This is a genomic window from Larkinella harenae (assembly GCF_054780515.1).
The window spans coordinates 421975-446041 of the sequence record NZ_BAAGWE010000003.1 but is presented as its reverse complement, the minus strand read 5'-3'; the positions used below and the strand labels follow the sequence as shown (position 1 = coordinate 446041).

General features: G+C 50.7%; 18 protein-coding genes and 1 tRNA gene. 6 read left to right on the top strand and 13 right to left on the bottom strand.

Annotated features, from left to right (window positions below):
• Positions 1 to 76: 76 nt before the first annotated feature.
• Positions 77 to 994 carry a PfkB family carbohydrate kinase gene (locus tag ACYVH9_RS18930; RefSeq protein ID WP_460637946.1) on the bottom strand — a complete coding sequence of 306 codons (918 nt, stop codon included), beginning with the start codon at positions 992 to 994 and terminating at the stop codon, positions 77 to 79.
• A gap of 91 nt (positions 995 to 1085) precedes the next feature.
• On the bottom strand, positions 1086 to 2270 hold the full coding sequence (locus ACYVH9_RS18925) for a hypothetical protein (protein ID WP_460637945.1): 1185 nt from the start codon (positions 2268 to 2270) through the stop codon (positions 1086 to 1088).
• Positions 2271 to 2445: 175 nt separating this feature from the next.
• Between ACYVH9_RS18925 and cysS the strand changes: the two genes are divergently transcribed.
• From cysS to ACYVH9_RS18910, 3 genes are read left to right on the top strand one after another with little or no spacing between them, the layout of a single operon-like run.
• Positions 2446 to 3945, top strand: a complete 1500-nt coding sequence (gene cysS, locus ACYVH9_RS18920) for a cysteine--tRNA ligase (RefSeq protein WP_460637944.1) — start codon at positions 2446 to 2448, stop codon at positions 3943 to 3945.
• A gap of 9 nt (positions 3946 to 3954) precedes the next feature.
• The gene (locus tag ACYVH9_RS18915) at positions 3955 to 4965 is read left to right on the top strand and encodes a M28 family peptidase (protein WP_460637943.1); all 1011 of its coding nucleotides are present in this window, start codon (positions 3955 to 3957) and stop codon (positions 4963 to 4965) included.
• Entirely contained in the window at positions 4962 to 5393 is a 432-nt protein-coding gene (locus tag ACYVH9_RS18910; protein WP_460637942.1) for a hypothetical protein, read from the top strand. The genes ACYVH9_RS18915 and ACYVH9_RS18910 overlap by 4 nt, the downstream gene beginning before the upstream one ends.
• Positions 5394 to 5500: 107 nt before the next feature.
• Here the strand turns inward: ACYVH9_RS18910 and ACYVH9_RS18905 are convergent, their stop codons facing one another.
• The 4 genes from ACYVH9_RS18905 to ACYVH9_RS18890 all read right to left on the bottom strand — a co-directional run bounded on the left by ACYVH9_RS18905 (position 5501) and on the right by ACYVH9_RS18890 (position 12695).
• A complete protein-coding gene (locus ACYVH9_RS18905) occupies positions 5501 to 7258 on the bottom strand; it encodes a RagB/SusD family nutrient uptake outer membrane protein (protein ID WP_460637941.1) in 1758 nt (585 codons plus the stop codon).
• A gap of 17 nt (positions 7259 to 7275) precedes the next feature.
• Entirely contained in the window at positions 7276 to 10380 is a 3105-nt protein-coding gene (locus ACYVH9_RS18900) for a SusC/RagA family TonB-linked outer membrane protein (protein WP_460637940.1), read from the bottom strand.
• Between the two features lie 712 nt (positions 10381 to 11092).
• Positions 11093 to 11176: transfer RNA gene (locus ACYVH9_RS18895), tRNA-OTHER, on the bottom strand.
• 106 nt (positions 11177 to 11282) lie between these two features.
• Positions 11283 to 12695, bottom strand: coding sequence for an MBL fold metallo-hydrolase RNA specificity domain-containing protein (locus ACYVH9_RS18890; RefSeq protein ID WP_460637939.1), 1413 nt, complete (start codon positions 12693 to 12695; stop codon positions 11283 to 11285).
• A 124-nt stretch (positions 12696 to 12819) separates the two neighbouring features.
• On the opposite strand from ACYVH9_RS18890, the gene pbpC reads away from it, so the two are divergent.
• A complete protein-coding gene (gene pbpC, locus ACYVH9_RS18885) occupies positions 12820 to 15162 on the top strand; it encodes a penicillin-binding protein 1C (RefSeq protein WP_460638164.1) in 2343 nt (780 codons plus the stop codon).
• Positions 15163 to 15326: 164 nt separating this feature from the next.
• Complete coding sequence (locus tag ACYVH9_RS18880) at positions 15327 to 16490, top strand: Gfo/Idh/MocA family protein (RefSeq protein WP_460637938.1); 1164 nt, start codon at positions 15327 to 15329, stop codon at positions 16488 to 16490.
• Positions 16491 to 16560: 70 nt separating this feature from the next.
• Here the strand turns inward: ACYVH9_RS18880 and ACYVH9_RS18875 are convergent, their stop codons facing one another.
• Positions 16561 to 17289 carry a ThuA domain-containing protein gene (locus tag ACYVH9_RS18875; RefSeq protein ID WP_460637937.1) on the bottom strand — a complete coding sequence of 243 codons (729 nt, stop codon included), beginning with the start codon at positions 17287 to 17289 and terminating at the stop codon, positions 16561 to 16563.
• A gap of 83 nt (positions 17290 to 17372) precedes the next feature.
• On the opposite strand from ACYVH9_RS18875, the gene ACYVH9_RS18870 reads away from it, so the two are divergent.
• Entirely contained in the window at positions 17373 to 17813 is a 441-nt protein-coding gene (locus ACYVH9_RS18870; protein ID WP_460637936.1) for an NUDIX domain-containing protein, read from the top strand.
• Positions 17814 to 17819: 6 nt separating this feature from the next.
• On the opposite strand, the gene ACYVH9_RS18865 is transcribed toward ACYVH9_RS18870, so the two are convergent.
• From ACYVH9_RS18865 to ACYVH9_RS18840, 6 genes are all read right to left on the bottom strand, one after another.
• A complete protein-coding gene (locus ACYVH9_RS18865; RefSeq protein ID WP_460637935.1) occupies positions 17820 to 19202 on the bottom strand; it encodes a high affinity choline transporter 1 in 1383 nt (460 codons plus the stop codon).
• An 83-nt stretch (positions 19203 to 19285) separates the two neighbouring features.
• Positions 19286 to 20164, bottom strand: coding sequence for an inositol oxygenase family protein (locus ACYVH9_RS18860; protein WP_460637934.1), 879 nt, complete (start codon positions 20162 to 20164; stop codon positions 19286 to 19288).
• Positions 20165 to 20255: 91 nt separating this feature from the next.
• Positions 20256 to 21356 (bottom strand): serine hydrolase domain-containing protein, encoded by a 1101-nt coding sequence (locus tag ACYVH9_RS18855; protein ID WP_460637933.1) that lies wholly within the window; start codon positions 21354 to 21356, stop codon positions 20256 to 20258.
• Between the two features lie 32 nt (positions 21357 to 21388).
• Positions 21389 to 21976 (bottom strand): 5-formyltetrahydrofolate cyclo-ligase, encoded by a 588-nt coding sequence (locus tag ACYVH9_RS18850; protein WP_460637932.1) that lies wholly within the window; start codon positions 21974 to 21976, stop codon positions 21389 to 21391.
• A 4-nt stretch (positions 21977 to 21980) separates the two neighbouring features.
• On the bottom strand, positions 21981 to 23540 hold the full coding sequence (bshC, locus tag ACYVH9_RS18845; protein ID WP_460637931.1) for a bacillithiol biosynthesis cysteine-adding enzyme BshC: 1560 nt from the start codon (positions 23538 to 23540) through the stop codon (positions 21981 to 21983).
• A 133-nt stretch (positions 23541 to 23673) separates the two neighbouring features.
• Positions 23674 to 23994, bottom strand: a complete 321-nt coding sequence (locus ACYVH9_RS18840) for a PadR family transcriptional regulator (RefSeq protein ID WP_460637930.1) — start codon at positions 23992 to 23994, stop codon at positions 23674 to 23676.
• Positions 23995 to 24067 lie beyond the last annotated feature (73 nt).

Here is a 24067-nt window from a genome sequence, read left to right as displayed (position 1 = left end):
TGAACTAAGATTCCACGGATTAAGCGATAAACAGGGTATAAAATCGTTTAATCCGAGGAATCCCGGTTCAGACGATTTAAGCAATCTCGAACGCCGACAGTTGCACAAACTTGGCAACGCGTTCGTTCAGTTCTTCCGTTGTAAGGTTGAAAAGCCGTTCGGCGCCGAACTTTTCTACGCAGAACGAAGCCATTGCCGAACCGTAAATAATACCACGTTTCATGTTGTTGAACGACACATCGCCGGTGCTGGCCAAATAGCCAATAAAACCGCCCGCGAACGTGTCGCCCGCGCCAGTCGGGTCGAAGACTTCTTCCAGCGGCAAGGCCGGAGCAAAGAAGATGCTGGGACCGTGGAAGAGCAACGCACCGTGCTCCCCTTTTTTGATGATAACGGTTTCGGGGCCCATTGCCTGAATTTTAGCAGCCGCTTTGACCAGCGCATATTCGCCGGACAACTGGCGCGCTTCTTCATCGTTGACCGTCAGCACATCCACCAGCTTGATAACTTCCATCAGGTCGTCCCAAGCCGTATCCATCCAGAAGTTCATGGTATCAAGCATAATCAGTTTTGGGCGTTTCGAAAGCCGTTCGATCACCAGTTTTTGAATGGCCGGTGCGGTATTTCCCAGCATCAGAAACTCACAATCCTGATACTGTTCCGGAATGGCCGGGTTGAAGTTTCCCATCACATTGAGCTGAACATCCACGGTATCGCGTGTATTCATGTCATTATGATATTTCCCCGACCAGAAAAACGTTTTTTCGCCCTGCCGGATTTCCAGCCCCGCGGTATCGACGCCGTGATCTTTCAGAATGTCGATCATCTCCTGCGGAAAATCGTCGCCGACTACCGCTACCAGATTGTTTTTATTGGTAAAGTAGGAGGCTGATAGCGTAATATACGTAGCGGCTCCGCCAATGATCTTATCGGTTTTTCCGAAAGGAGTTTCCAGCGCGTCAAAGGCAACTGAACCAACGGTTAATAAACTCATGCTGAATGGATAAATTCGGTTTTCAATAAATAGATTTCGGTAACTATAGAACACATTACCGGCTCAAAAGTCTGCCAAAATATTGGCTTTTTCAAATAGAAGGATGCCGTTTGAATTCTTTGGTCCGGTCAAAAAGATAACGGTAGGTAACGTGTTCTTTGTGGACAACCCCGCCCAGCATTTTGGCAAAACGGATCATCTTGGGGTTAAAATCGCCCACCCAGTTCAATTCAAGCTCTTCGTATTGGTAATTCGGTCGCCAGGCTACCCGGGTAAACGCCAGTGCAATGGCCGATTCGATGCCTCTGCCCTGATACTCCGGAATGATACCGAAAATCACGCCAAATGCCTTTTTGTTGGTTTTCATCAGCTTGTGATACAGAAACTTCAGCTTTCCAATCAGGTCGAGTTTGCCGTTGACGTGCTTGAAAATCTGGTTCAGTTCGGGGAGCATGATAAAAAAAGAAATAGGTTCTTCTTTGTGATACCCGAACCAGATCAGCTCTTCTTCAAGCACGGGTTTCATGCGTAACATGAGCCGCCGGGACTGTTCCGCCGACATTTCGCCAACGCTCAAATGCCGGGCCCAGGCTTTGTTATAAATGTACCGAAAATCGTCCGCGTATTTGTCCAGTTCGGCTTTGGTAATGTGCCGAAAATCATACGTTGGATCGTTCAGAGCACGCATGGATCGCTCAAAAACCGACGGGTGGAGCAAATGGCGCACCTTGTCTTCGCGCATGGGCAGCAAATAGGTGAACTGCCGGAAGTAATTCTGAAAACCGTAGTTCTCGAAAAAAGGAACATAATAGGAGTGGGTGTACGGCATTCCATAGGTCGGCTCCTTGTCAAACCCGCTGACGAGCAATCCCCACCAACGATCGCGTTCGCCAAAGTTGATCGGACCGTCCATCGCTTCCATTCCTTTACTTTTCAGCCAGGCTTTGGCCGTATCGAACAACGTAAAGGCGGCCTGCTGGTTGTCAATGCACTCAAAAAATCCCAGACCGCCGGTGGGCTGATCGTTGTTGCGATTGGCGGTATCGGCGTTGATGAAAGCCGCTATTCGCCCAATGGTCTGCTTCTGATCGTCGAACAGGAGCCACCGAATGCATTCACCATGCTGAAAGAGCTTGTTTTTGGCCGGATTGAATACGTCTTCAATGTCTTTGTCGAGCGGACGAATCCAGTATGGATTATTCCGGTATAACCGAACCGGTAGTTTTATAAATTCTTTCTGATAAGCGGGATTTGCACCAACTTCAATAAGTTGCATACCGTAGGGAGTAAGTAAAAAACAAGGCGGAACTGCGCCCAGATTGCAGCGTAGTCTGTTGCGAAGATAGGAAAAGTACCGCATTTGCCGCTGATCATAATACGCTGACTTCCGCCGAACATTGTGTAGATTTGCTGCTGCAAATTACCGCGTTGACGGATCGACAGATTGAAGGATGACAACACCGACACAACCGCTGAAGTTATACAATACGCTTACCCGCCGAAAAGAGCTGTTCGTACCCCTGAGTTCGCCCTACGTTGGGCTGTATGTGTGTGGACCAACGGTTTATAACTATGTGCATCTGGGAAACATCCGGACATTTCTGACGTTTGATACGTTATTCCGTTACCTGACTCATATCGGTTACAAAGTGCGCTACGTCCGCAATATCACGGATGTGGGCCATTTGGTGGGTGATGGCGACGATGGTGAAGATAAAATTGGCCGGATGGCAAAGCTGGAGAAAATAGAGCCAATGGAGGTGGTGCAGCGTTATACCAATGATTTTCATTCGGTAACTGCCCTGTTCAACCTTTTGTCTCCCAGTATTGAACCAACGGCCACCGGTCACATGGTCGAACAGGTTGAAGCGGTTCGGTTGCTGATTGAGAAGGGACTGGCGTATGAGTCGAATGGTTCGGTTTATTTCGACATTCTGAAATACAACCAGGAAGGGGGCGATTACGGCAAGCTGTCTGGGCGCGTACTGGAGGATTTGCTGAACGAAACCCGCGACCTGGACGGACAATCCGAAAAGCGGAATCCGCTGGATTTTGCACTGTGGAAACGAGCCGCTCCCGAGCACCTGATGCGCTGGCCGTCGCCCTGGAGCAACGGTTTTCCGGGCTGGCACCTGGAGTGTACGTGCATGAGTACCAAGTACCTGGGCAAGCAGTTCGATATTCACGGCGGAGGAATGGATTTGAAGTTCCCGCACCATGAATGCGAAGTAGCGCAGGGCAAAAGTATCTACGGTGAAGAACCGGCGCGCTACTGGATGCATTCCAATATGTTGACGGTCAACGGTCAGAAAATGTCGAAGTCGCTGGGCAACTCGTTTTTGCCATCGGAGCTGATTGCGGGATCACACCATCTGCTCGAACAGCCCTATAGTCCGATGACAGTACGGTTTTTCATGCTGCAATCGCACTACCGAAGCACGCTCGACTTTTCGAACGAAGCACTGAAAGCGGCCCAGAAAGGGTATAAGCGGCTCGCCAACGGGCTGCGGATTGCTAAATCCTTGCAGTATACGTTTGTTGGTGACGCGCCGATTGACGCGAAAAAGCAGCAGGAAATTCGTAAGGCCGTCGACGATTTTTACGGCGCTCTGAACGATGATTTGAATACGGCTGTTGGTATTGCGCAGTTATTTACGCTGCTTAAATACGTTAATATGCTGTATCTTAACCAAATCCAGGCGTCAGCTTTGGGTGAGGAGGTATTCAATCTACTGAAGGATTCCTTCCTGCAATTTATGGAAGGTGTGCTGGGGCTGATTGAGGAGAAAACGGAAAGCAACGCCGTGTTGGACGGTATGCTGATCCTATACCGCGAATACAAGGAGCAGAAGCAATACGATAAAGTCGATCAGGTCCGTTCCTATTTCAAGGCGCAGGGATTGGTCATCAAGGACATGAAGCACCGCATCGACTGGGCTTACGAAGAATAATACAGAACTATGCACTTGAACAGAAAACTAATATTTTTCTTTTTCGGGCTGGCAGTCGTTATAGCTGTCAGCTCCTGTAAAAGTAAAAAGCAGGATCAGCAGGAGGAAAGTCAGGCTACCGAGGTCAAAATGGTAACGGCTCCGTCTTTCAACGCGGATTCGGCCTATGCGTACATTGAAAAGCAAGTTTCTTTTGGACCACGGGTGCCCAATACCGACGCTCACCGCCGTTGTGGGGATTACCTCATTGCCACGCTAAAAGCATTGGGGTGTGAGGTAACCGTGCAGGAGTTTAGCGCAACGACGTACGACAACCTCAAGTTGAATGCCCGGAATATTATCGGTAGCATCAATCCGCAGGCGACCAAACGGATTTTGCTGGCGTCGCACTGGGATTCACGGCCGTTTGCCGATCAGGATAGCGTGGCCCGCAACAAGCCCGTGATGGGTGCCAATGATGGCGCTAGTGGGGTTGGCGTACTGCTCGAAATGGCCCGGACGATTCAGCAGGCAGCAGCTAAACCGGACGTGGGCATTGACCTTATTTTCTTCGATGCTGAAGATTGGGGGAACTCGGAATTGGCCCGTAACGACGAATACAGCGGTTTTTGTTTAGGATCGCGGCATTGGGCGGCCAACAAGCACAAGCCCGGCTATACAGCCTATTATGGGGTTTTGCTGGATATGGTTGGGGCAAAAGGGGCTACATTCCTGAAAGAAGGCTATTCCATGCAATATGCGCCCACGGTTGTGAATACGATTTGGGAAACTGCCAGCCGGATGGGATATAACCAGTTTTTTGTGGATACCGGTCAGTCGGGGCCAGCCATTACCGACGATCATTTGCCAGTGAATCGGGTTGCCAAAATCCCGATGATTGACATTATTCACCTGAATGTCGGTTCGGGCAGTTTTTTCGAAGACTGGCACACCACTGGCGACGGAATGGATAACATCGACCGTGGCACACTGAAAGCCGTTGGACAGGTTTTGTTGCAAACCTTATACAACGAACAATGAATCAGGAACAATCCATAAGACGATTGCTACCAAACCGTCTCGTTGTTCTTTCATTGCTCATTTATCCCGGTTTAATGGCTTTCTTGATGGGTTGTTCGGCTCCGCCGGACCAGCTCGGGAAGCTGGATCTGGCGAAATGGCGCACCGATCGTGGGGGATGTCAGGGCGTTAGAGCGCTGCTGGTGGATGATTTTAAAGCCGTTCGGCAGGAACTGAAAGGAAAGTCGGCCAACGAAATTGGAAAGCTGCTGGGCCGTCCGGATAACGAACAGCTTGACGACCGAAATCAAAAATTTTATATTTATTTCCTCGAATCCGGCCCGCACTGCCAGGACCCTAAAGTTAAATCAGAAAGCCGTTCGGTAGCCCTGCGCCTGAGTGCCATCGGTTTGGTAACCGAAATTACGTTCCAGCGGGGCAGACCGTAACGCAGTTCTTGAGTATGATAAGCAAAGACCGTACTCGCTTGACTCGGTCTTTTGATCGCAAGTAAAAGGGCTGCCATTGCTTCTTGAGCAATGGCAGCCCTTTTACTTTATTGTATGGTGGTCAGGGGGGCGACATTCCGGTTTGCTCCGTCATAGCCTGCATTCTGGTTGATCACCCCTTTAGTATTGGCGGTGATGACCACCGACGGAATGGGCCATAACGCATGAAAAGGTGCCATGTTTGCCGTATTTCCCAGAAGCTGGATTTTCTTCTCGTAGGTATTGTTGTACCGCATCACCCGGTCAAAATAGTAGTTCTTTTCGCTAAAATTGTTCAGATTGTAGCCATTCAGCCCTGATTTTGCCATGATGTAGGAAATGCGTATCAGCTCAGAGTGACGCGGTTCTTCGGCGAAAAGCTCCCGGGCTCGTTCATGCAGAATGAAGTCAATGGTAACCTCACTGGCGGAAATCGGGATTGCCTTTGCGCGTTGCCGGACTTTATTGAGATCGTCGGCTGCTAATGCCAGCTGATTTTTCCAAAAATAGGCTTCTGCCCGGAGCAGATAGGTCTCGGCCAGCCGGAAGATATACCAGTCGCCGTTACCACCCATTGGCACGGCTTTCGGGTCGTCCTGTGGATTGTACATAATGTAATGCGGCATGGCATAAACGTGTTTGAACGTATCCACCTGAGCCGCCAGGTACTTGATGTTGATGGGCTTACCGAAGTCGACCGAAGCCGGATTGTTGTATTTCAGCTCGTGAATATCCACCCAGTTGATATCCGCCCGGCGCAAATCGGTTGTTGTGCGCCAGTTGTCGCCCTTGTACGACCAGAGGTTGTATTGGTAATACCCCGTCAGTCGGACGTTTGCATTCCCTCGGCCCAGCGAATCATACATTGCCCCGCTTGCGACCATCCCCGGCTTGCCCTGGCTGTCGAGAACCTGGGGCTGAAACCATTGGCAATTGTATAAGCGCATAGTATAGAGCCCTTGCGAACGGGCAGCGGGAGGGGCTTCAAAACGATCGATGGCTGCCAGGATCGTCTCGGTATTCTGGGCAATACTAAAGTTCTTCGAGCGGTGCAGATCCCAGATGACGTTACGATTGGCCTTGCTCATATCAATGCCAAAACGCTGTGTCATAAGGGCATAAGGACCATTGATTACTTTGCTGGCCGCTTCAATGGCTTTGTCGTATTCCAGGTTAGCGAGGTAAATTTTGGTCAGCAGATGGTTCGCAGCGCCTTTGGTGATAGCGCCCGGTCTGGTGCTTACCGGCAGCCATTCGGCCGCAAATTCAGTGTCTGCCTGGATCTTGCTTAAGATAGCCCAGCGGCTGTGCGTCTGGAAGTCCAGCTTGGCGTTCTGGATTTCCTGCCCGAGGAACGGCACATCGCCGTAAGAATTTACCAGACGGTAATACCAGTACGCCCGGTGCCACAATGCTTCAGCCAGGATCGCGTTTCGCTCCTGATCGGATTTCCACTGGATGTCGTCGATTCTGGAAATAAGCACATTGGAATTTTTTATGGAGCCATAAATCTGGGTAAACATCGCCAGGAAACGGTAGTACTGGTCGGTGTTGGGCGTCAGGTTGTAGAAATCCAGCTGCGACCAGGGCGAAGCCAGGTCGGATGCGGCAAACTCCATCGTGAGGTTCGGCATGGTGCCGGTGCTTTCATTCTTCAGATCCTTGCGCATCGTAATGAGCAGGGCTTCCATCCCGGCTTTATCGACGAATACATTTTCCGGACTGAAAAACGACAGCGGTTCCGGTTTGAGCCATTCTTTGTCACAAGCCGTTAGGGTAGATAGTACCACGAACAGGGCCAGGTATATTTTGCTGATTCTTTTCATCGTCAGTGAGTTTTGAATTACAGGGAAAGGTTCAGACCCAACGTGAAGTTTTTTGGCATAGGTAGGTTGTTGCCATTGGCATCCCAGGCTTCAGGATCCCATCCCGGCCATTTGGTAAAGGTGAGCAGGTTGCGCGCGGATGCAAAAAAACGCACATTGTTCATTTTTAGCTTCTTAGCCGTAGCCGCTGGCAGCGAGTAGCCAAGATTAACATCCTGAACCCGTACAAAGGACAGTTCTTTATAAACCTTGATCCCACCGCCAAATACATTGGTATTGTTGTTTAACCGCGCGTAGTCGTTGATGGAATTCTCAGGTGTCCAGTAGGGAAAATCGTTGGTATTCCGGCGGTCGTACGTGTCCGAACCTCCCGTTCGTAAACCTTCCGCAAACGGTGCGATGTGTCCGAGTTCGCTACGGATAAAAACCGAAGCCGTAAAGTTTTTCAGGAAGGCAAATTCGTTACGCAGACCGATGCGAAACCGGGGTTGGCGGTATCCAATAAACTGTTTATCCGTCAAGGCTTCGTATTTACCGTTGCCATCGACATCTACGGCTTTGAAATCACCGGGCTGCAATTTGTATACGGCCGCTGCGTCTTTTTCGCCCGTCTGCCAGATACCGGTCACATTGTAATTCCAGACGCGGTCGATAGGCTGACCCGGAAACCATTCGTTGGAATAATCGGGCAATTCGGTACTGACGGTTTTCCCATCGACGGTTTTTTCCTGGTAATCACCAAATAGGTGTTTGATCTTATTCCGGTTCAGGGAGAATACCAGCCCGGATCGCCAGGAAAAATTCGCCTTTTCCAGGTTCACCGTATTGACCGTCAATTCAAATCCCTTGTTTCCCAGTAATCCCAGGTTGGTTGTGATATCTTTGAAGCCAGTGATTTCGGGCAACAGACGCTTCATGAGCAGGTCAGTAGTCGTCATGTCGTAATATTCCAGCGTCATATCAATCCGGTTTCTTAGCATACTCATGTCCAGTCCGATGTTGATCGATTTTGTTTTTTCCCAGACCAGATTGGGGTTTGCGAGCGTGGTATTGTAAACGCCCACCTGCACGTTGGTACCATCGTAATACATGGCCGAGAGCAATTGGGCCAGAGCGGAATAGGCGCCGATGTCACGGTTGCCGTTGACCCCCCACGACAACCGAAGTTTCATCTGGCTGATGAAATCCAGGCTAAAAAACTTCTCTTCCGAGATTTTCCAGGCCAGGGCGGCCGCCGGGAATACCGCCCGCGGTTGCTTGGTGCCAAATGCGGAGAATCCATCCCGGCGAACCGATGCCGTAAGCAGGTATTTATTCAGTAACGTATAATTGATGCGGGCCATAGCCGCATCGCCGGTAATCTGGGTGTCGTTGGTAGACACCGTCGGGTTGGTGCCGTACTGTAATCCGTGAAAACCGAGATTCTGGTTCGGCACAAAAGTCTGGTTGGAGATGGCCGACGACCAGCCCCGGTTGCGCTCGGCACTGTAAAGCATGGTGAGATCGAACTGGTGAATGCCGAATTGCTTGTTCCAGTGCAGGAGGTTATCCAGGATGTATTCGTAAGTAGATGCATCGTTACGCACGCCATACCCGCCGGACCGCGTGGAGCCTCCTTCCATTGTTTTGGATGACCAGAAGCTGTAGTCCTTGATCGTCTCATACCGGGGCTGGAAAGAAATTTTGTAATCAAATCCAAAAGGCAGCTTGATTTTTCCGTACAGTGAAGCGAAAAGCGTATTGATTTTCCGAAGTCTGTCCTGCCCGTAATAATTGATCATCGGGTTTGCAACCGCAAAACTGTTGGGAAACCAGGAAACATCTCCGTTTTGATCGAACATCGAACCGTAAGGGCTCATTATGAACATCTGGGCGAAATTCGCCTGAACGGCGCTTTCATCGCGGTCGGCAAACTGGCTATTGACGCCCACATTCAGCCAGTCGGTCACCCGGAAATCAACATTAAGACGGGAACGAATAGTCGAAAATTTATCGCCCCGGATAATCCCTTCGTTATTCTGATACCCAAGTGACCAGTAGTACGTCACATCTTTGGAACCGCCACCGATGCTGACATCGTAATTTTGCCGCAGGCCCGTTCGGATCACTTCCTTGTACCAATCAACTGTTTTGCCAGCCAGGTAATTCTCCACTTCGATTGGGAAAAACCGTAGCCGGCTTAGCCATTCCTGGGTATTATCGGTTTGGGGATTGTTGCTTGCGTTGCGCCATTGATCCAGCGAAACACCCGCCGGTAACGTACCCGGATTGTCATAATAAAAAACAGGGCGGTCCGGATTGGTCGCACGAAGCACGTCACGCCGGAAGGTCAGGTAGCCCTGTGCATCGAATGGCTTGAAATCGTGGGTGGTGGAGGCTGTTCCTACATTCGCTGATACGTTGATTATGGGCTTGCCCTGATTTCCTTTTTTGGTTGTAACCAGGATCACTCCCCCGGCGGCTCTGGCTCCGAACACGGCTGCCGAACTCGCATCTTTCAGGATATCGATGCTTTCGATGTCTACGGGGTTGATATCGGCCACGCTGCCGTTGAAGATCACGCCGTCCACCACGACCATCGGGCTTGAGGTGGCATTCAACGATTTTGGGCCCCGGATCTGAAGGGAGCTTCCCCCCGCAGCGGAGGTAGCCTGATTGGCGTTAAAACCGGCCACCGTACCAGTAAGCATATCCGTGAGCTGGGTCATTGGTTGGTTCTTGAAGGTTTTGGAATCAATCCGGATCACCGCGCCGGTCAGGTCGCTTTTCTTCATAGTACCATAGCCCACCACGACCAACTCATCCAGGGTGTTGGTACTGGGCTGTAACGTTATTGTAACGGATGTCTGATTGCCTACGGGCTTTTCCTGTATCAAATAACCTACATAGCTAAAAGAAAGAATATCCTTGGGGGCGGCCTGAATGCTGTATCGTCCGTCGGCATTGGTAGTCGTGCCGCGCTGGGTTCCTTTGATAACCACGGTTACGCCGGGCAGACCCTGGTTGGAGAGGCTGTCAATGACAGTACCTGTAATTTCTCTGTTCTGCCCGTAGAGGCCCAGCGGTAGGGCTAAAAGAAAGAGCAAAAGGCACCATACGATGGCTGGTAGTTGTATTCGCATAGTAATTATGGTTAAGGGTGATTTTGCTGTATTCTTTTAGCGAGACGCTTTTCTTCTATTTTCTCGCACGAAAGAGGATATTATAGTGCGGTAGTCGTTTTATTGTATATTTAATTCTGTTGTATAGCAATATTATAATTAAATAGATCGCTTTATACGGTAATAGCCAAAAATAATACCGGTAACGTTCTCGGAGCTGATAATTGCTTCAAATAGAGCCATTTCAACCAGAATGCTTTTGCACATCCAGTGAATCGGATTGTTATTGAGGGAAAAACAGTCGGGGCAACTGATCTGTTGGCAGTAGTCATCTGATGGTTAGGCATTGTAAAAATTACCACAGCCAAAATAACGATACGGTTTTTACGTGACTATCTCCTCCAGCTGCTTCCAAGAAACAGACTGACCACCAATGCAGCAAAGTGTTAGTGCCAATGCGCTAGTTGCTTTTGTGGGAATTGCGGCCTCTGGTGCAGAGCCAGCGGTTGATCAACGTTGCCCCTTGATCGATAGGCTGGAGCAGTGCGGCAGTCTGGAAAAATCTTCGGACGGTGTTCGGTGTAGTAGCAGGAATACTGCTCGTTTATTGAAGCTGAGTGGATAGATATTGCGGGTTGCCATTTTGCATTTTTCGTCGCCATTTTCTGCCATTACGACACCCACCAAAAAGAAAAACGCTGTAAATCAATTGATTTACAGCGTTTTGACTTAGTGCCGAAGGCGAGACTCGAACTCGCATGAACTCACGTTCACACGCCCCTGAAACGTGCGTGTCTACCAGTTTCACCACTTCGGCATTTGTTCCCAGCGATTGGGAATGCAAAGATGTACGCTTTTGCAGATTTATGCAAGCAATAGAAGGATATTTTTTGTGGTAAGCGCTTTTTTGTTTATCAATCCCGTTATAATTCGACTGATTCGTACAAGGATGGAATTGATACGTTTTGAAAACCAGCGCTGTGGAGCTTTTGCCGAAAAAGAACCTGCCGGTCGTACTCACCGTGGACCAAAAACACCTGTTTCACCAGGGACGGATTTTGGCAGGCCAGAAAATCGAGCATTTCCTGGTAATCGCCGTGGGCACTGAACGAATCCATGACTTCAACATCCGCACGCACCTGATACGTTTCACCAAAAATCTTTACCTGCGAATCGCCCCGCTTCAGGGCACCGCCGAGCGTTTCGGGCCCACAGTAGCCTACAATCAAAATGGTGCAGCGCGGATCTTCGACGTTGTTCCGGATGTGATGCTTGATACGGCCGGCTTCAGCCATGCCCGACGATGAAATAATGATACACGGTTCGTCGCGGTTGTTGATGGCTTTGGAATCTTCCACGTCCGAAATGTAATGCAGATTCGGAAAGGCAAATGCGTCGCCATCTTTTTCAATGTACGCCAGAATTTCCGGATTGAAACATTCTTCGTGTTCCTTCATTAGTTGCGTCGCTTTAACGGCCATCGGACTGTCAATGTACACATTTAGCCGGGGCAACTCACCGCGATTGGCAAGTTGGTCGAGGGCGTACACCAACTCCTGTGTTCGGTCAACGGCAAAAGCCGGGATGATGAGCTTTCCACCGCGCACTACGCAGGTTTCGTGCACGATCCGGAGCAGGTGCGCCCGCATATCCGGTTCTGGTTCGTGAAGCCGGTCACCGTAGGTCGACTCGCAGAGAATGTAATCCGCCTGCGGAAACGGCTCGGGCATTTTGAGTATCTTGTCGTGCGGGCGGCCAATGTCGCCACTGAAAAACAGGCGCTTTTCGACGGTTTGGCCCTGCGCGTCGGTTTCCCGAACGGTTAGACTAATGGCGGCACTACCCAGCAGATGAGCAGTATCAGTGAACAAAACCTGCACTTCGTCGCGGCTGAGCCAGAAAGTTTCTCCGTAAGCGATAGGTTGCATCAGCTGGAGTGCGCGTGTCACATCGGCGGCTTCGTACAGAATATCGAGTAGCGGTCGTCCCTGTCGTTCCCGGCGGTCGTTCACCCGTTTCAGGTCTTTTTCCTGGATGTGAGCGCTGTCGAGCAGCATAATACGGCAGAGATCAGCCGTTGCGGGTGTGCAGTAAATAGGGCCATTGAATCCCTGACGAACCAGGCGCGGAATCAGGCCGGAGTGATCGATGTGAGCATGGGACAGAATCAGGTAATCGATTTCCGACGCATTAAAGCGAAAATGCTGGTTCAGGTCATCGGTATTGAGACCCTGAAACAACCCGCAATCGAGCAGGATGCGGGTTCCGCGTTGGGTCGTAATCAGGTGTTTACTTCCGGTAACGGTTCGGGCTGCGCCAAAAAACTGAAGTTTCATCGAAAAAAGGAGTAAAGGACGAAGAAATAAAAGGGTTGCCACTACTTTGGTTGCCTCAATGGATCAACAAAGACCTGGCGGGCACATCATCGTAGTTTTCAACAGAGTGAGTTAAAGCGTTTGCATATTGGAAAAATTACGCCACATCACCAAAAAACGCTGGCAACTAGGCTGGATCAAAGCACTGCTGGCGCTGGCAGTTTTGTTTTTCGGCTTGAATCTGGTGTTTCCGTTAAAGGTCCGGCCCCGGTATTCAACCATCATTACCGCTGGCGATGGCACCATTCTGAATGCGTTTCTGAGTGATGACGATAAATGGCGGTTGGCCACGGAGCTAGAGGAGATAACGCCCCTTTTACGAAAAACGATTGTATACAAGGAGGATAAATATTTCTATTATCACCCCGGTTTTAATCCGGCGGCTATGCTGCGGGCGGCTTTTCGCAACCTGACAACCGGCCGCCGAACCTCCGGAGCTTCGACCATTACCATGCAGGTTGTCAGGTTGCTGGAACCGCGTGAACGAACGTATTGCAGTAAAATTATTGAGTTGTTTCGGGCGGTGCAGCTCGAAGTCTTTTATACCAAAGACGAAATCCTGCAATTTTATGTAAACCTGATTCCGTATGGCAGTAACATTGAAGGAATCAAATCGGCCTCGATGCTGTATTTTGGCAAACCACCCCAATTGTTGAGTCTGGCCGAAATTACAACCTTGACGATCATTCCAAACCGTCCGTCGAGCTTGCGGTTGGGGCGGAATAACAAGCTGATCGTGCAGGAACGAAATCGCTGGCTGAATCGCTTTCGAAAAACTGATCTGTTCTCGTCCGATGCCATTGCGGATGCTCTGGCCGAACCGCTGGATGCCCACCGCCGGGCGTTGCCCAAACAGGCTCCTCACCTGGCGTGGCGACTCAAGCAGCAGTATGCTGATCATCCCGTCATTCATACAACACTTCGATCAAACCGTCAGAATCAGGCGGAGCAGCTGGTTGCCAATTATGTCGCACGGATGCGGTCCATGAATATTCACAATGCGGCTGTGCTGATTGTAAACAACCAGACAATGGCGGTGGAAGCCTACGTGGGTTCGGCAGGTTTTGGAAATAACGACGATGGGGGGCAGGTGGATGGCATTCGGGCGGTGCGCTCACCAGGTAGTACGTTGAAACCGCTGTTGTACGCGCTGGCGTTCGACAAAGGGCTGATGACACCCAAAACCGTTCTGAACGACGTGCCGACAAGCTTTTCCGGTTACGAGCCGGAAAATTACGACCGTCAGTTTTACGGTCCCATTACCGTGGAATCGGCGCTGGCGAATTCGCTGAACGTTCCGGCGGTAAAAACATTGCAGCAGGTTAGCACACCGGTCTTTGTCGATCAGTTGAAAAAAGCCGGTTTTGAAACCATCAAAAAACAGGCGGGTAATCTGGGCCTATCGCTTATTCTGGGCGGTTGTGGGGTATCGCTGGAGGAGCTGACGCGCCTGTTTGCGGCTTTTGCCAACCAGGGGCAACTAAGCAGCCTCCGGTTCATTGCAGCGGAGGAAGCGGAAAATAAAACGAAAAAAAGCCAACTGATTTCGCCAAGTGCAGCTTTTCTCATTACAAACACGCTGACGCAAATTACCCGCCCGGATTTGCCCAACAACTTCGACAACAGTTACCACCTGCCACGTATCGCCTGGAAAACGGGCACGTCCTACGGTCGGCGGGATGCCTGGAGTATTGGATACAACAAACGTTATACGGTGGGCGTCTGGGTGGGTAATTTTTCGGGTGAAAGCGTTCCGGAACTAAGCGGTGCCAACATCGCCACGCCGTTGCTGTTCAGTCTTTTCAACGCGATTGATTACAACTCGGGCCGCGGGTGGTTCAGGATGCCGATAAGTCTGTCGATGCGGCAGGTCTGCGCCGAAACGGGCGAGATTCCGGGCGAATTCTGCGACCATAAAATTGTGGACTATGCCATCATGGGCGTTTCACCCTATCGCCGTTGTCAGCATCAGAAAGCTGTCTGGACCAATGCACCCGGAACGGTTTCGTACTGCGCGCACTGTTTACCCGAAGACAACGAATCCGAGCAGGCTGTTCGGCGACGCTATCCCAACCTGGCTCCGGAACTGATCGCGTTTTACGAAAGTCGCCGGATTCCGTATGCCAAAATACCGCCCCATAATCCAGCCTGTACGCGGATTTTCGCCCAGCAGGGACCGCAGATTGTCAGTCCGACCGAGGGCAGCGAGTATTTCATCAATTCGAAACAACCGCAGCAATTGCAGCTAAGTTGCCAGGCCGATAACGAGGTGAAGCAGGTTTACTGGTATTTGAATGACAAGCTGTACCAAAAAGCATCGCCGAGCGAAGGCGTTTTCTTTATTCCGCAGCCCGGTGCGCTCAAAATTTCCTGTGCTGATGACAAAGGCCGGAATACGGACATCCAGATCGTAATTCGCGCGGAATAAGGCTATAAACTTACCAATAGGTCTTTCAAAATAGCTATACTTCATTAGATTTGTGCAATTGCTTCTCGAGACAAGTGAGGGAGACAAAAGCGGATAGGCTTTTATCTTCTGGCTCCTGTCTTTATTCTTTTGCCTTTAATTATTATCTCTTTACGTTAAATTCAATGGCTACTAACCGACGTGATTTTCTACAAAAACTTTCGAAAGGAATCGGCGCTTCGGCGCTCTCGTTACCGTTGGCGGGTTATGCCGCGACACTAAACCAGCAAGATCAATTTGCCCGGATCAACACCCTCGTTTCGCACCTAGGCGAGCCCTTGCAGCAGGGACGTAAACTGGGTATGGCGCTGGTTGGTCTGGGCGGTTACAGCAAAAACCAGCTGGCTCCGGCCTTGCAGCAAACGCAGCACGTCCGGTTGGCCGGGATTGTAACCGGAACGCCCTCCAAAGCCGAGGAATGGATGGGGAAATACAACATTCCAAAGGCAAACGTCTACGATTACAAAACGTTTGACCGGATCATTGATAACAAAGACATCGACATCGTTTACGTGGTTTTGCCGAATTCGATGCACGCCGAGTACGTGATTCGGGCCGCCAAGGCGGGCAAGCACGTGATCTGCGAAAAGCCGATGGCTATTACGGTGAAAGAGTGCCAGGAGATGATTGATGCCTGTAAAAAAGCCAATCGACAACTGGCCATCGGTTACCGGTTGCATTATGAACCGTTTACGCAGGAAATGATGCGGCTGGGCCGGGAAAAAGTATTCGGTAACCTGAAGTTTCTGGAAGCCAGCGATGGTTTTAAAGCCGGAGATCCGAACCAGTGGCGGCTTAAGAAGTCGATGGCGGGCGGTGGCCCGATGATGGACGTAGGAATCTATGCCATTCAGGGCGTTCGGTTGGTGACGGGCCTGGAACCGCTTTCAGTAACGGCCCAGTTTGCACCCAAAACCGATCCGCAGAAGTTCAAAGATGTGGAAGAAACGATGTACTGGCAGTTTGAATTTCCGAACGGCATCACCTCCATGTCAACCACCAGTTACGCTGCGGGCGTTGAGCGCTTATATGCTTCCGCCGAAAATGGCTGGTTCGAACTGCGCCCGGCGTTTGGTTACGGACCGTTGAAGGGAATGACCAGCAAAGGGCCCATCGAAAAACCGATCGTTAACCATCAGGCAATGCACATGGATGGTATTTGTAAGGACCTGATCGATGGCAAGCAACTGCCGAAACACATCACAGGTGAAGAAGGATTGCAGGATGTGAAAATCATTCAGGCCACGTATCAGGCCGCCGAAACTGGTCGAAAGATTAAGATTAGCTAAGCGTTGAAAAGGGTATATTTCGCAGAGTTAAACAGGCGCTCTGCTTAACTCTGCGAAATAACTCTTTAATTTACTTCTTTTTACCCATCGCGTACTTGATGCCACCCAGCACGTGCGCCATAAACTGCGGGTCGCTGTAAGACTCATCAGTGTGGCCCCCGCCCGTGTAGAACGACCGGCCCCCGTCGAACTCGCGGTACCAGATGAACGGGTGGTTATCGCCGTTTTTGCCGCCCTCGTACGTTTTTTCGTCCAGGTTTCCCAGCACCTTAATTCCCGGTACAATGCTTTTGTAATTGTACCATTCATCGTACCGTTTCCAGCGGTCGGGCAGCATCTTGGTCGACAGGTGCTTTTTATCGACAATGACGATTTCAGCGTTTTGTTGCTTCGGATGGCTCAGGAAGTAAGCGCCAACCAGTTGGTTGTACCACGGCCATTCGTACTCCGTATCGGCAGCTGCATGAATACCGACAAAACCGCCCCCTTTTTTGATGTATTGTTCAAAGGCCGTCTGTTGTTCGGCATTCAGGATGTCGCCGGTTGTGCTCAGAAAAACAACGGCCTTGTATTTTTTCAAATTTTCGTGGGTGAAAAGGGCTGCGTTTTCGGTCGTGTCGACGCTGAAACCGTTTTCCCGCCCCAATTTGATGAGCCCCAGTTTGCCGGGTTCAATGGACTTGTGCCGGAAGCCCTTGGTCTTTGAGAAAACCAGGATCGCATCCTTGGTTTTCAGGCCATCGGCGGAGACACAGGTGATCAGGCTAAGAAGGCTAAAAAGCGTTAAAATCGTTTTCATGGACCATGATTTAGAAGTATAGTGCCAAAAGTATCGGTTTTGTTGTACTTTACTGCTCAAGTTTCATCAATTTCTTTCCCATTATGAAAGTACGGCCTGCGTTGCTGTTAGTCGAAAATAATCATTTGTTGTTGATGCATTATCGCTACGGCGAAACCGATGTGTATGGACTGCCCGGCGGCAACACTGACAAAGGCGAAACGTTGGATCAAACGGTTGGGCGTGAATTGCAGGAAGAGCTCGGAATTGAAGTGGAAGTAGGTCCGGTCGCCTTTTTTGGGGAAGTCATCATGCCCGATACCGCCAAAGAGGATGTACTGCATGTGGTGTTTCTGGGGCAACTCATTGGCGGCATTCCCCAGATCAATCCGCAGGAAACCACCGCGCTGGCCGTGGCCTGGAAACCAGTTAGCGAACTGGATACCCTGAACCTCTACCCAAACGTCGGAAAGCAAATTCAACAGCTTTTCGATTCACAAAATAGTCCGGGTTACATCGGGAAAATCGATCAAACGTTTTTCTGACGCTTGTTACGGTTTTTCGGTGGTTTTCGTTGGGAGCAGCGCGCCAAGAAGCATTCCCATTGTGCTGGCCAGCAAACCGTAAACCAGTGGCGGGTACTCGGTTTCAATTCCCAGGCAGAGTAGCCAGACAATGATACCGCTGAGCATCGACAGCAGGCAACCCAGCGTATTGGCCCGTTTCCAATATAAACCAGCCGTCAGCGGTACAAACAGACAAACCAGACTGAATGCCGACGATTCACCGACGAGTTCAAATATGTTGACATCGCGAGCAGCCGTCATCCAGACGCAGATCAGCGTGATGGCCATGACCGCCAGTCGAATTGTGAGTAGCAAGGTTTTATCGCTGGTATCGGGGCGAAAAAACCGGAAAATGTTCTCGCCAAAAACCGTGGCCGGGGCCAAAATGGCGCCACTCGATACGCTTAGGATGGCCGACAGCAACGCTCCGAAAAACAGAATTTGCAGTGGCATACCTCCCTGTTGCAAGACCATGTTCGGAATCAGCATCTGGTTGTCCTGTTTCAGGTCCGGATACAGTTGTTTCCCCATCAGGCCAATAAAAAGGGGCAACATGGCGATGGTAATGTAGAAGAAAGACGCCAGGTACGATGCCTGCACCGTTGTTCGCTCGCTTTTGGCCGACATCACCCGCTGAAAAACATCCTGCTGCGGAATGGAACCCAAACCGATGGTGATCCAGGCTGCCACCCAGCTCACACTGTCTTTGAACGTTGGGGCAGGCAGCGGGTTGAAGAAACCCGGTTTGGTGTTTTTTACAATGCTTTCAAAACCGCCCGTCTGGTTGTAGAGAATAACCGCAATGATAATCAGGGCAATGACGATGATGATGTTGTGAAAGAAGTCCGTGATCGACAGTGACCACATGCCACCCAGCATCGTGTAGATCATCACAATTGTTGCGCTGGACGCGATACACCAGAAAATTGGCAACCCGGTCACTAGGTTCAAGACAATCCCGATGGCGATAAACTGGGCCGAAATCCAGCTGAAGTAGGAGGGAATAACCAAAACCGCCGACAAAAATTCCGCCGAGCGGCCAAACCGCAGGCTGAAATAATCCGAAAAGGTGGTGATGCCCAGACGATACAGTGGCCGCGCGTAGAAAGCGCCCACCAGAAATAAGCATAGCGCCGATCCAAACGGTTCTTCGATGATGCCCAACAAACCCTCCTCCACAAAAATAGCCGGAGCGCCCATAATCGTTTCCGACCCAAACCAGGTGGCAAACGTGGCCGAAGCCGCCAGTGCCAATGGAAGCTGCCGACCCGCTAGCACAAAATCCTGACTACTGCTGACTTTTCGGGCGGCCCAGGCACCCACGGCGAGATTGGAAAGAAGGTAAAGAGCGATAAACGTGAGGAGCATCTGCGAATCAGCTTGTATTCACTCAAAACTAACAAAAAAGCCGATGTCGAAACACCGGCTTTGGATATAGCTAAAAAGGTTTTTTACAGCCGAATGGTTGCGGGCAAATATTTCGCAATCAGGTCTTCGTAATACGGTTTCAGTTCCGAAACCACGGGCGTCACCGGACTTTTCGAATACAGATCGTACGGATTAAATTTATTCACCCACTTGAACATCTCATGGTCGTGCGCGTCCATCAGGTGATCATAGGCATTCTCGCGGTGTTGCGCGTAGAATGAGTGATACCGGATCATATACAACGCCGGTTCGGGCAGGTGATCCTTCGTGATGTGGTACAGGTACTCGTCATGGCCCCACGACATCGTAACGTTTTTCAGGCCGCAATTGGGTTCGTAAATACCGTATTTGGTATTATACCGTTCGTCTTTCGAATCCGGGTTGTTCTGAAAAAACTCGGGATACACAATCCGGTCGGAATGCGCGCAACCCACCGGGAAGGTGTCGCCCACCACGGCCCACTGCGGTTCGCCGAACAGACACAGCACTTTGCCCATGTCGTGCAGAAAGCCGGTCAGCACAAACCAGTCGGGGTGACCGTCGGCGCGGATGGCTTCGGCAGTTTGCAGCAGGTGTTGCAGCTGATCCAGTTCAATATCCGGATCAGAATCGTCGACGAGCGTATTCAGAAACTCCATCGCGCCCCAAACCGGGATTTCTTTCTTGTCGAATTTCAGAAACTCCGCCCGCTTTTCCTGCACAAAATCGTACGTCTGGTACGTGTGATTGAGCCGGTAAAACTCGCGAACCGTATCACGGCCGGGATTTTCGTAATTGCGGTAATCTTCTTTTGCTTTATGCCCTGTCAGGGCCGAGTCCGGTTCGGGATAGCGGACCAGCAGATCATCTTCCCATTGTTCCAGGCTGTTGAGCGGATTCCGCTCTGTTTCGGTAAATGCCATAGTAAGGTAACTATTTGTAAGCCAGTTATCGGGTTGTAAAGTTAAGAATTCCCCGGACTATTTCAAGAGCGCCGGTATTCGAAATAGTCACTCAATTCGTCAGATTGTGCAACGTCCAGACATCTCCCAAAAGTTCAACTTCCGGTTTCAAAGTGTTCAGTATGTCTGCAAACGGCCGGTGATTATCAGCCAGATTGGCGAACAGCACAAGTAAGGTTTTTGTTGCTGGCAGCCAGACCACGCAATTACTGAAGCCGCAGGTGCTGCCCGAATGAAACAACTCTGGCGTCCCATCCTTTGTTTGGGTCAAAAACCAGCCCAGGCCGTAAAAACCGTTTGGTGCCCCGGTGAGCGGATACTTGATGCGGCTGAGCTGTTTCGGCAAATCGACCAGTTGGTTGGTAACCAGCGCATCGTTCCATTTTTTATAATCCGTCAGGGAGGTATAAACGCAGCCGTCGCCCTGGGTGCCGCTCGTCACGCTCTGATCCGAAAATCGAATGGTTTGGTCCTGATTTCGCGCGTAACCCATCGCCCGGTTCGGAATTGTTCGGTTGGGCTCGTACAACGTTGTCTGGCTCATGCCTAGCGGTTTGAAAAGGTTTTCGGTGATAAACGCCCGATACGGTTTTTTCGTGACCCGTTCCACCACCTGCGTCAGCAAACAAAAGGCCGAATTGCTGTAGCGAAACCGGCTGCCCGGTTCAAAATACGTTGAATCCTGTGGTTTCAGCAATGCCAGTACTTCGGCGTCAAAAATCTGGTCTTTTCGATCATCGGGTAGGAGCGATTCGTAGTCCAGAAGGCCAGAAGTATGCGTAAGCAAGTGCCTCAGCTTGATTTTCTGGCCGACGCGCGGATTGAAGTCCGGAAAAAACCGGAGCAGGTTATCATCGAAAGAAATTTTCTTCTGTTTTTCCAGCAGCAGAATGCACATGGCCGTGAACTGCTTGGAAACCGATGCCATCCGGAAGTTAGTCTCGGGCGTAATCGGCGCTTTCGTTTCCTGATTAGCCAGCCCAACACCCCGGTTGTAGATGGTTTTTCCGTTGATCACCACCAGCAATGCTCCGCCGGGCTGATCGGCCGGAAAGTTTTGGTGCATTACCGCGTCGAGCGCGGCCACGGTTTTTTGGGCCCAAATGGGTTGAATTGCCAGTAACATACAACACCCGAATGCAAGGATTTTCATTGCGGTAATCTACAAAAGATGTGGTAGAAATCTCAGGAGAACGTCCAGAACCGTTCGGGGGTAAAGCAGCCATTCAAAGGAACGTCACCTTCAAACACATCGTCAATTCGTTCAACCGGATCGAACAGCGATAAGCCAATCTTGAGGCAGTCTGGGCGGCACTCGGGCAAAAAACGGTCGTAGAAACCGCCCCCGTACCCTACGCGATTGCCAGACCGGTCGAAGGCCAGGAGGGGCACCAAGACCAGATCGATGGATGAATCAGGAATGATGAACGATGAATTGGGTTCGGGAATACCGTAGCGGCTTGTTGTAAACTCGGTTGTGGGGGTAATGGAGTAATGGGTCAGGGTTCCGGCTGCCAGATCCGTCACCGGTGCGGCTACCCGGATTTGTGGGAAATCCCGCCAGAGCCGTCGGACAATCAACCAGGTGTCGACCTCCTGCTGATGAACGATGGGCAAAAACGAGCTGACGACCGAAACCGTCCGTTGCCAACGGTTGCTTTGAAGCAAGGCCATAAACAACTCCGAAAGCGCCAGACAGCGGTTTTGCCAGTCGGCTGCCGGTAATGACCGGCGCTTCTGGCGAAACTCAGTGCGGAGTTCGGCTTTGGTCATGCGGTCAGTCTTTCAGGATCTGCATCTGGTATTCCAGCGGATCAAAAACCGTCAGCAATTTCTGGATAAACTGCGGATCGTTGAGCTGGAAATTGAGGTAGTTTTCGGAGCGTTCCTGAATGCCGCCGTTTGGAAAGAGTTTGTTTTTGAGGGTCATCAACTGGGTCAAAACCGTCTCGTGATTCTTTTCTTCCGTTTTCTTGAGCCGTTTTTCCAGATGGTCAATTGTATGCATCAGCCGGGCTTTTTCGGCCAGAACGGCCCCTTCCAGGGACTTGTCAACCTTAACGGATTTATCAAGAATTTCGGCAAAACACTGTTCCAGGCACGCTTTCTGGTCGGATAGATCCAGGGAATATTCGCTGATCCGTTGCGTATACGTCCGGCGCAGCTTCACTTCATCCCAGAACAATTCTTCGGGCAGTACGCCAAGCTTATCCATTTTTTTTGCGCTGGCCGGGTTGACGTACAGGGCAAAGTTGCGGGGCATGAGCAGCGGGAACGGTAGCTGGAAGTGATCGAAAATACCTTTTAGTTGGAGCCAGTAGGGCACTTCGGAGGGACCACCGATGTAGGCCAGATTGGGCAGAATTACTTCCTGATAAACCGGGCGAAGGACCACATTCGGGCTAAACCGCTCGGGATGTTCGTCCACGAGTTTCAACAGGTCCTCCTGCGAAAATCGCAGATCGGTGTTCAGGACCTGGTACGAAACCGTTTCGTCCTCCGCCGTTTCGCGGACAATCCGCTCGCGCAGTTGCTCGTCCAGGTAAAAAAGGTTGATTTCGCGGGGCGTTATCTGCGTTTTGTAACCGAGGGCTTCCAGTTGTTCACTGGTTTCGGTAACAATACCGCTGGTTGGTTGGTGAAGCAGTTCTTCTTTGATGATTGGCGCAAAAAGCCGCTTCAGATCGGCGTCGTCGGGGTCCAGACAAATCAGCCCCTCGCTGCCCAGTAGTTCGTTAACGTACCAGCGCACGGCATCAGAAAGCGTGTCGTGTTTCAGGTACGCTTCTTCAAACAGAAACAGCTTTTCCGGCATCTGCTCGAAGATAGTCTGTAACTCTTTCGGATTCATGCGACCAACGGCCCCGCGCTGTTCCGTTTCCCAGGTATAGCTTTTGCCAAAGAGTGTAAAATGATTGATTTCGGCAAAGTCGTGGTCTTCGGCGGCCAGCCAGTAGATCGGGACAAACCGGTATTCGGGGAACGTTTCGTTCAGCTTTTTGGCCAGGTTGACCGTCGTAATCCACTTGTAAAGCACGTAGAGCGGCCCCGTGAAAATATTGAGCTGATGCCCCGTGGTAACTGTAAACGTGTTGGGTTGGGTGAGGACGGAAAAGTCTGGTTTGTTCGGAATGTTGCGGTACTGTCGCTCCAGAACTTCCACCAGCGTCCGGCGTTTTGCTTCATCGAATGACCGGCTTTTTGCCTGCTCGGCGAAGGCTTCCAGCGTCGGAAAGCGGTTGTAATAAGGCTGAATTGCTTCTTTTTGAGAGATATAATCGAGGAAGAGCGATGAAAACTGGCCGGTAGCGGTTAGCGGAAGGTACTGACAGTCCATGAAAATGGGATTTTTGTCTGTCAACACAAAATCGGGTGGCAAGGTTCGGACGTGCGGACAGGATTACACAAATGGCCAATAAACTTTGCGTGAAAAGATCAGCAAATGGTGTGCCACATGGCTAGTAGTCAGGTTAAACGGCTTTGGGAATCAGGTTCCAGAGCTGGTTGCGAGTTGTATGAATTTCCTGCAAAGCCCGGGTTCCGCCCACGGTCACGGTAAAAAAACGTTTTCGCCGTCCACCGCGCTCGGCCGTTGCTCCGCCCATTTCGGAATTTAGATAGCCTTTTTCTTCCAGCCGTTGCAGCGTCGCGTGAATCGCACTCAAACTCACCGTTCGGCCCGTTTGCTTCTCAATGGCATCGAGAATGGCTACGCCGTACGCCTGACCGTTGAGCATGGCAACAGCCAGCAGCACCAGTTCTTCAAATTCTCCCAGGTACGGACGATTCATATTTGTTTAGGTTTTGCAAAACAAATATAATCCGTTTCGTTTGACACCCAAGAGCCGTTTGGTAAATCACCGA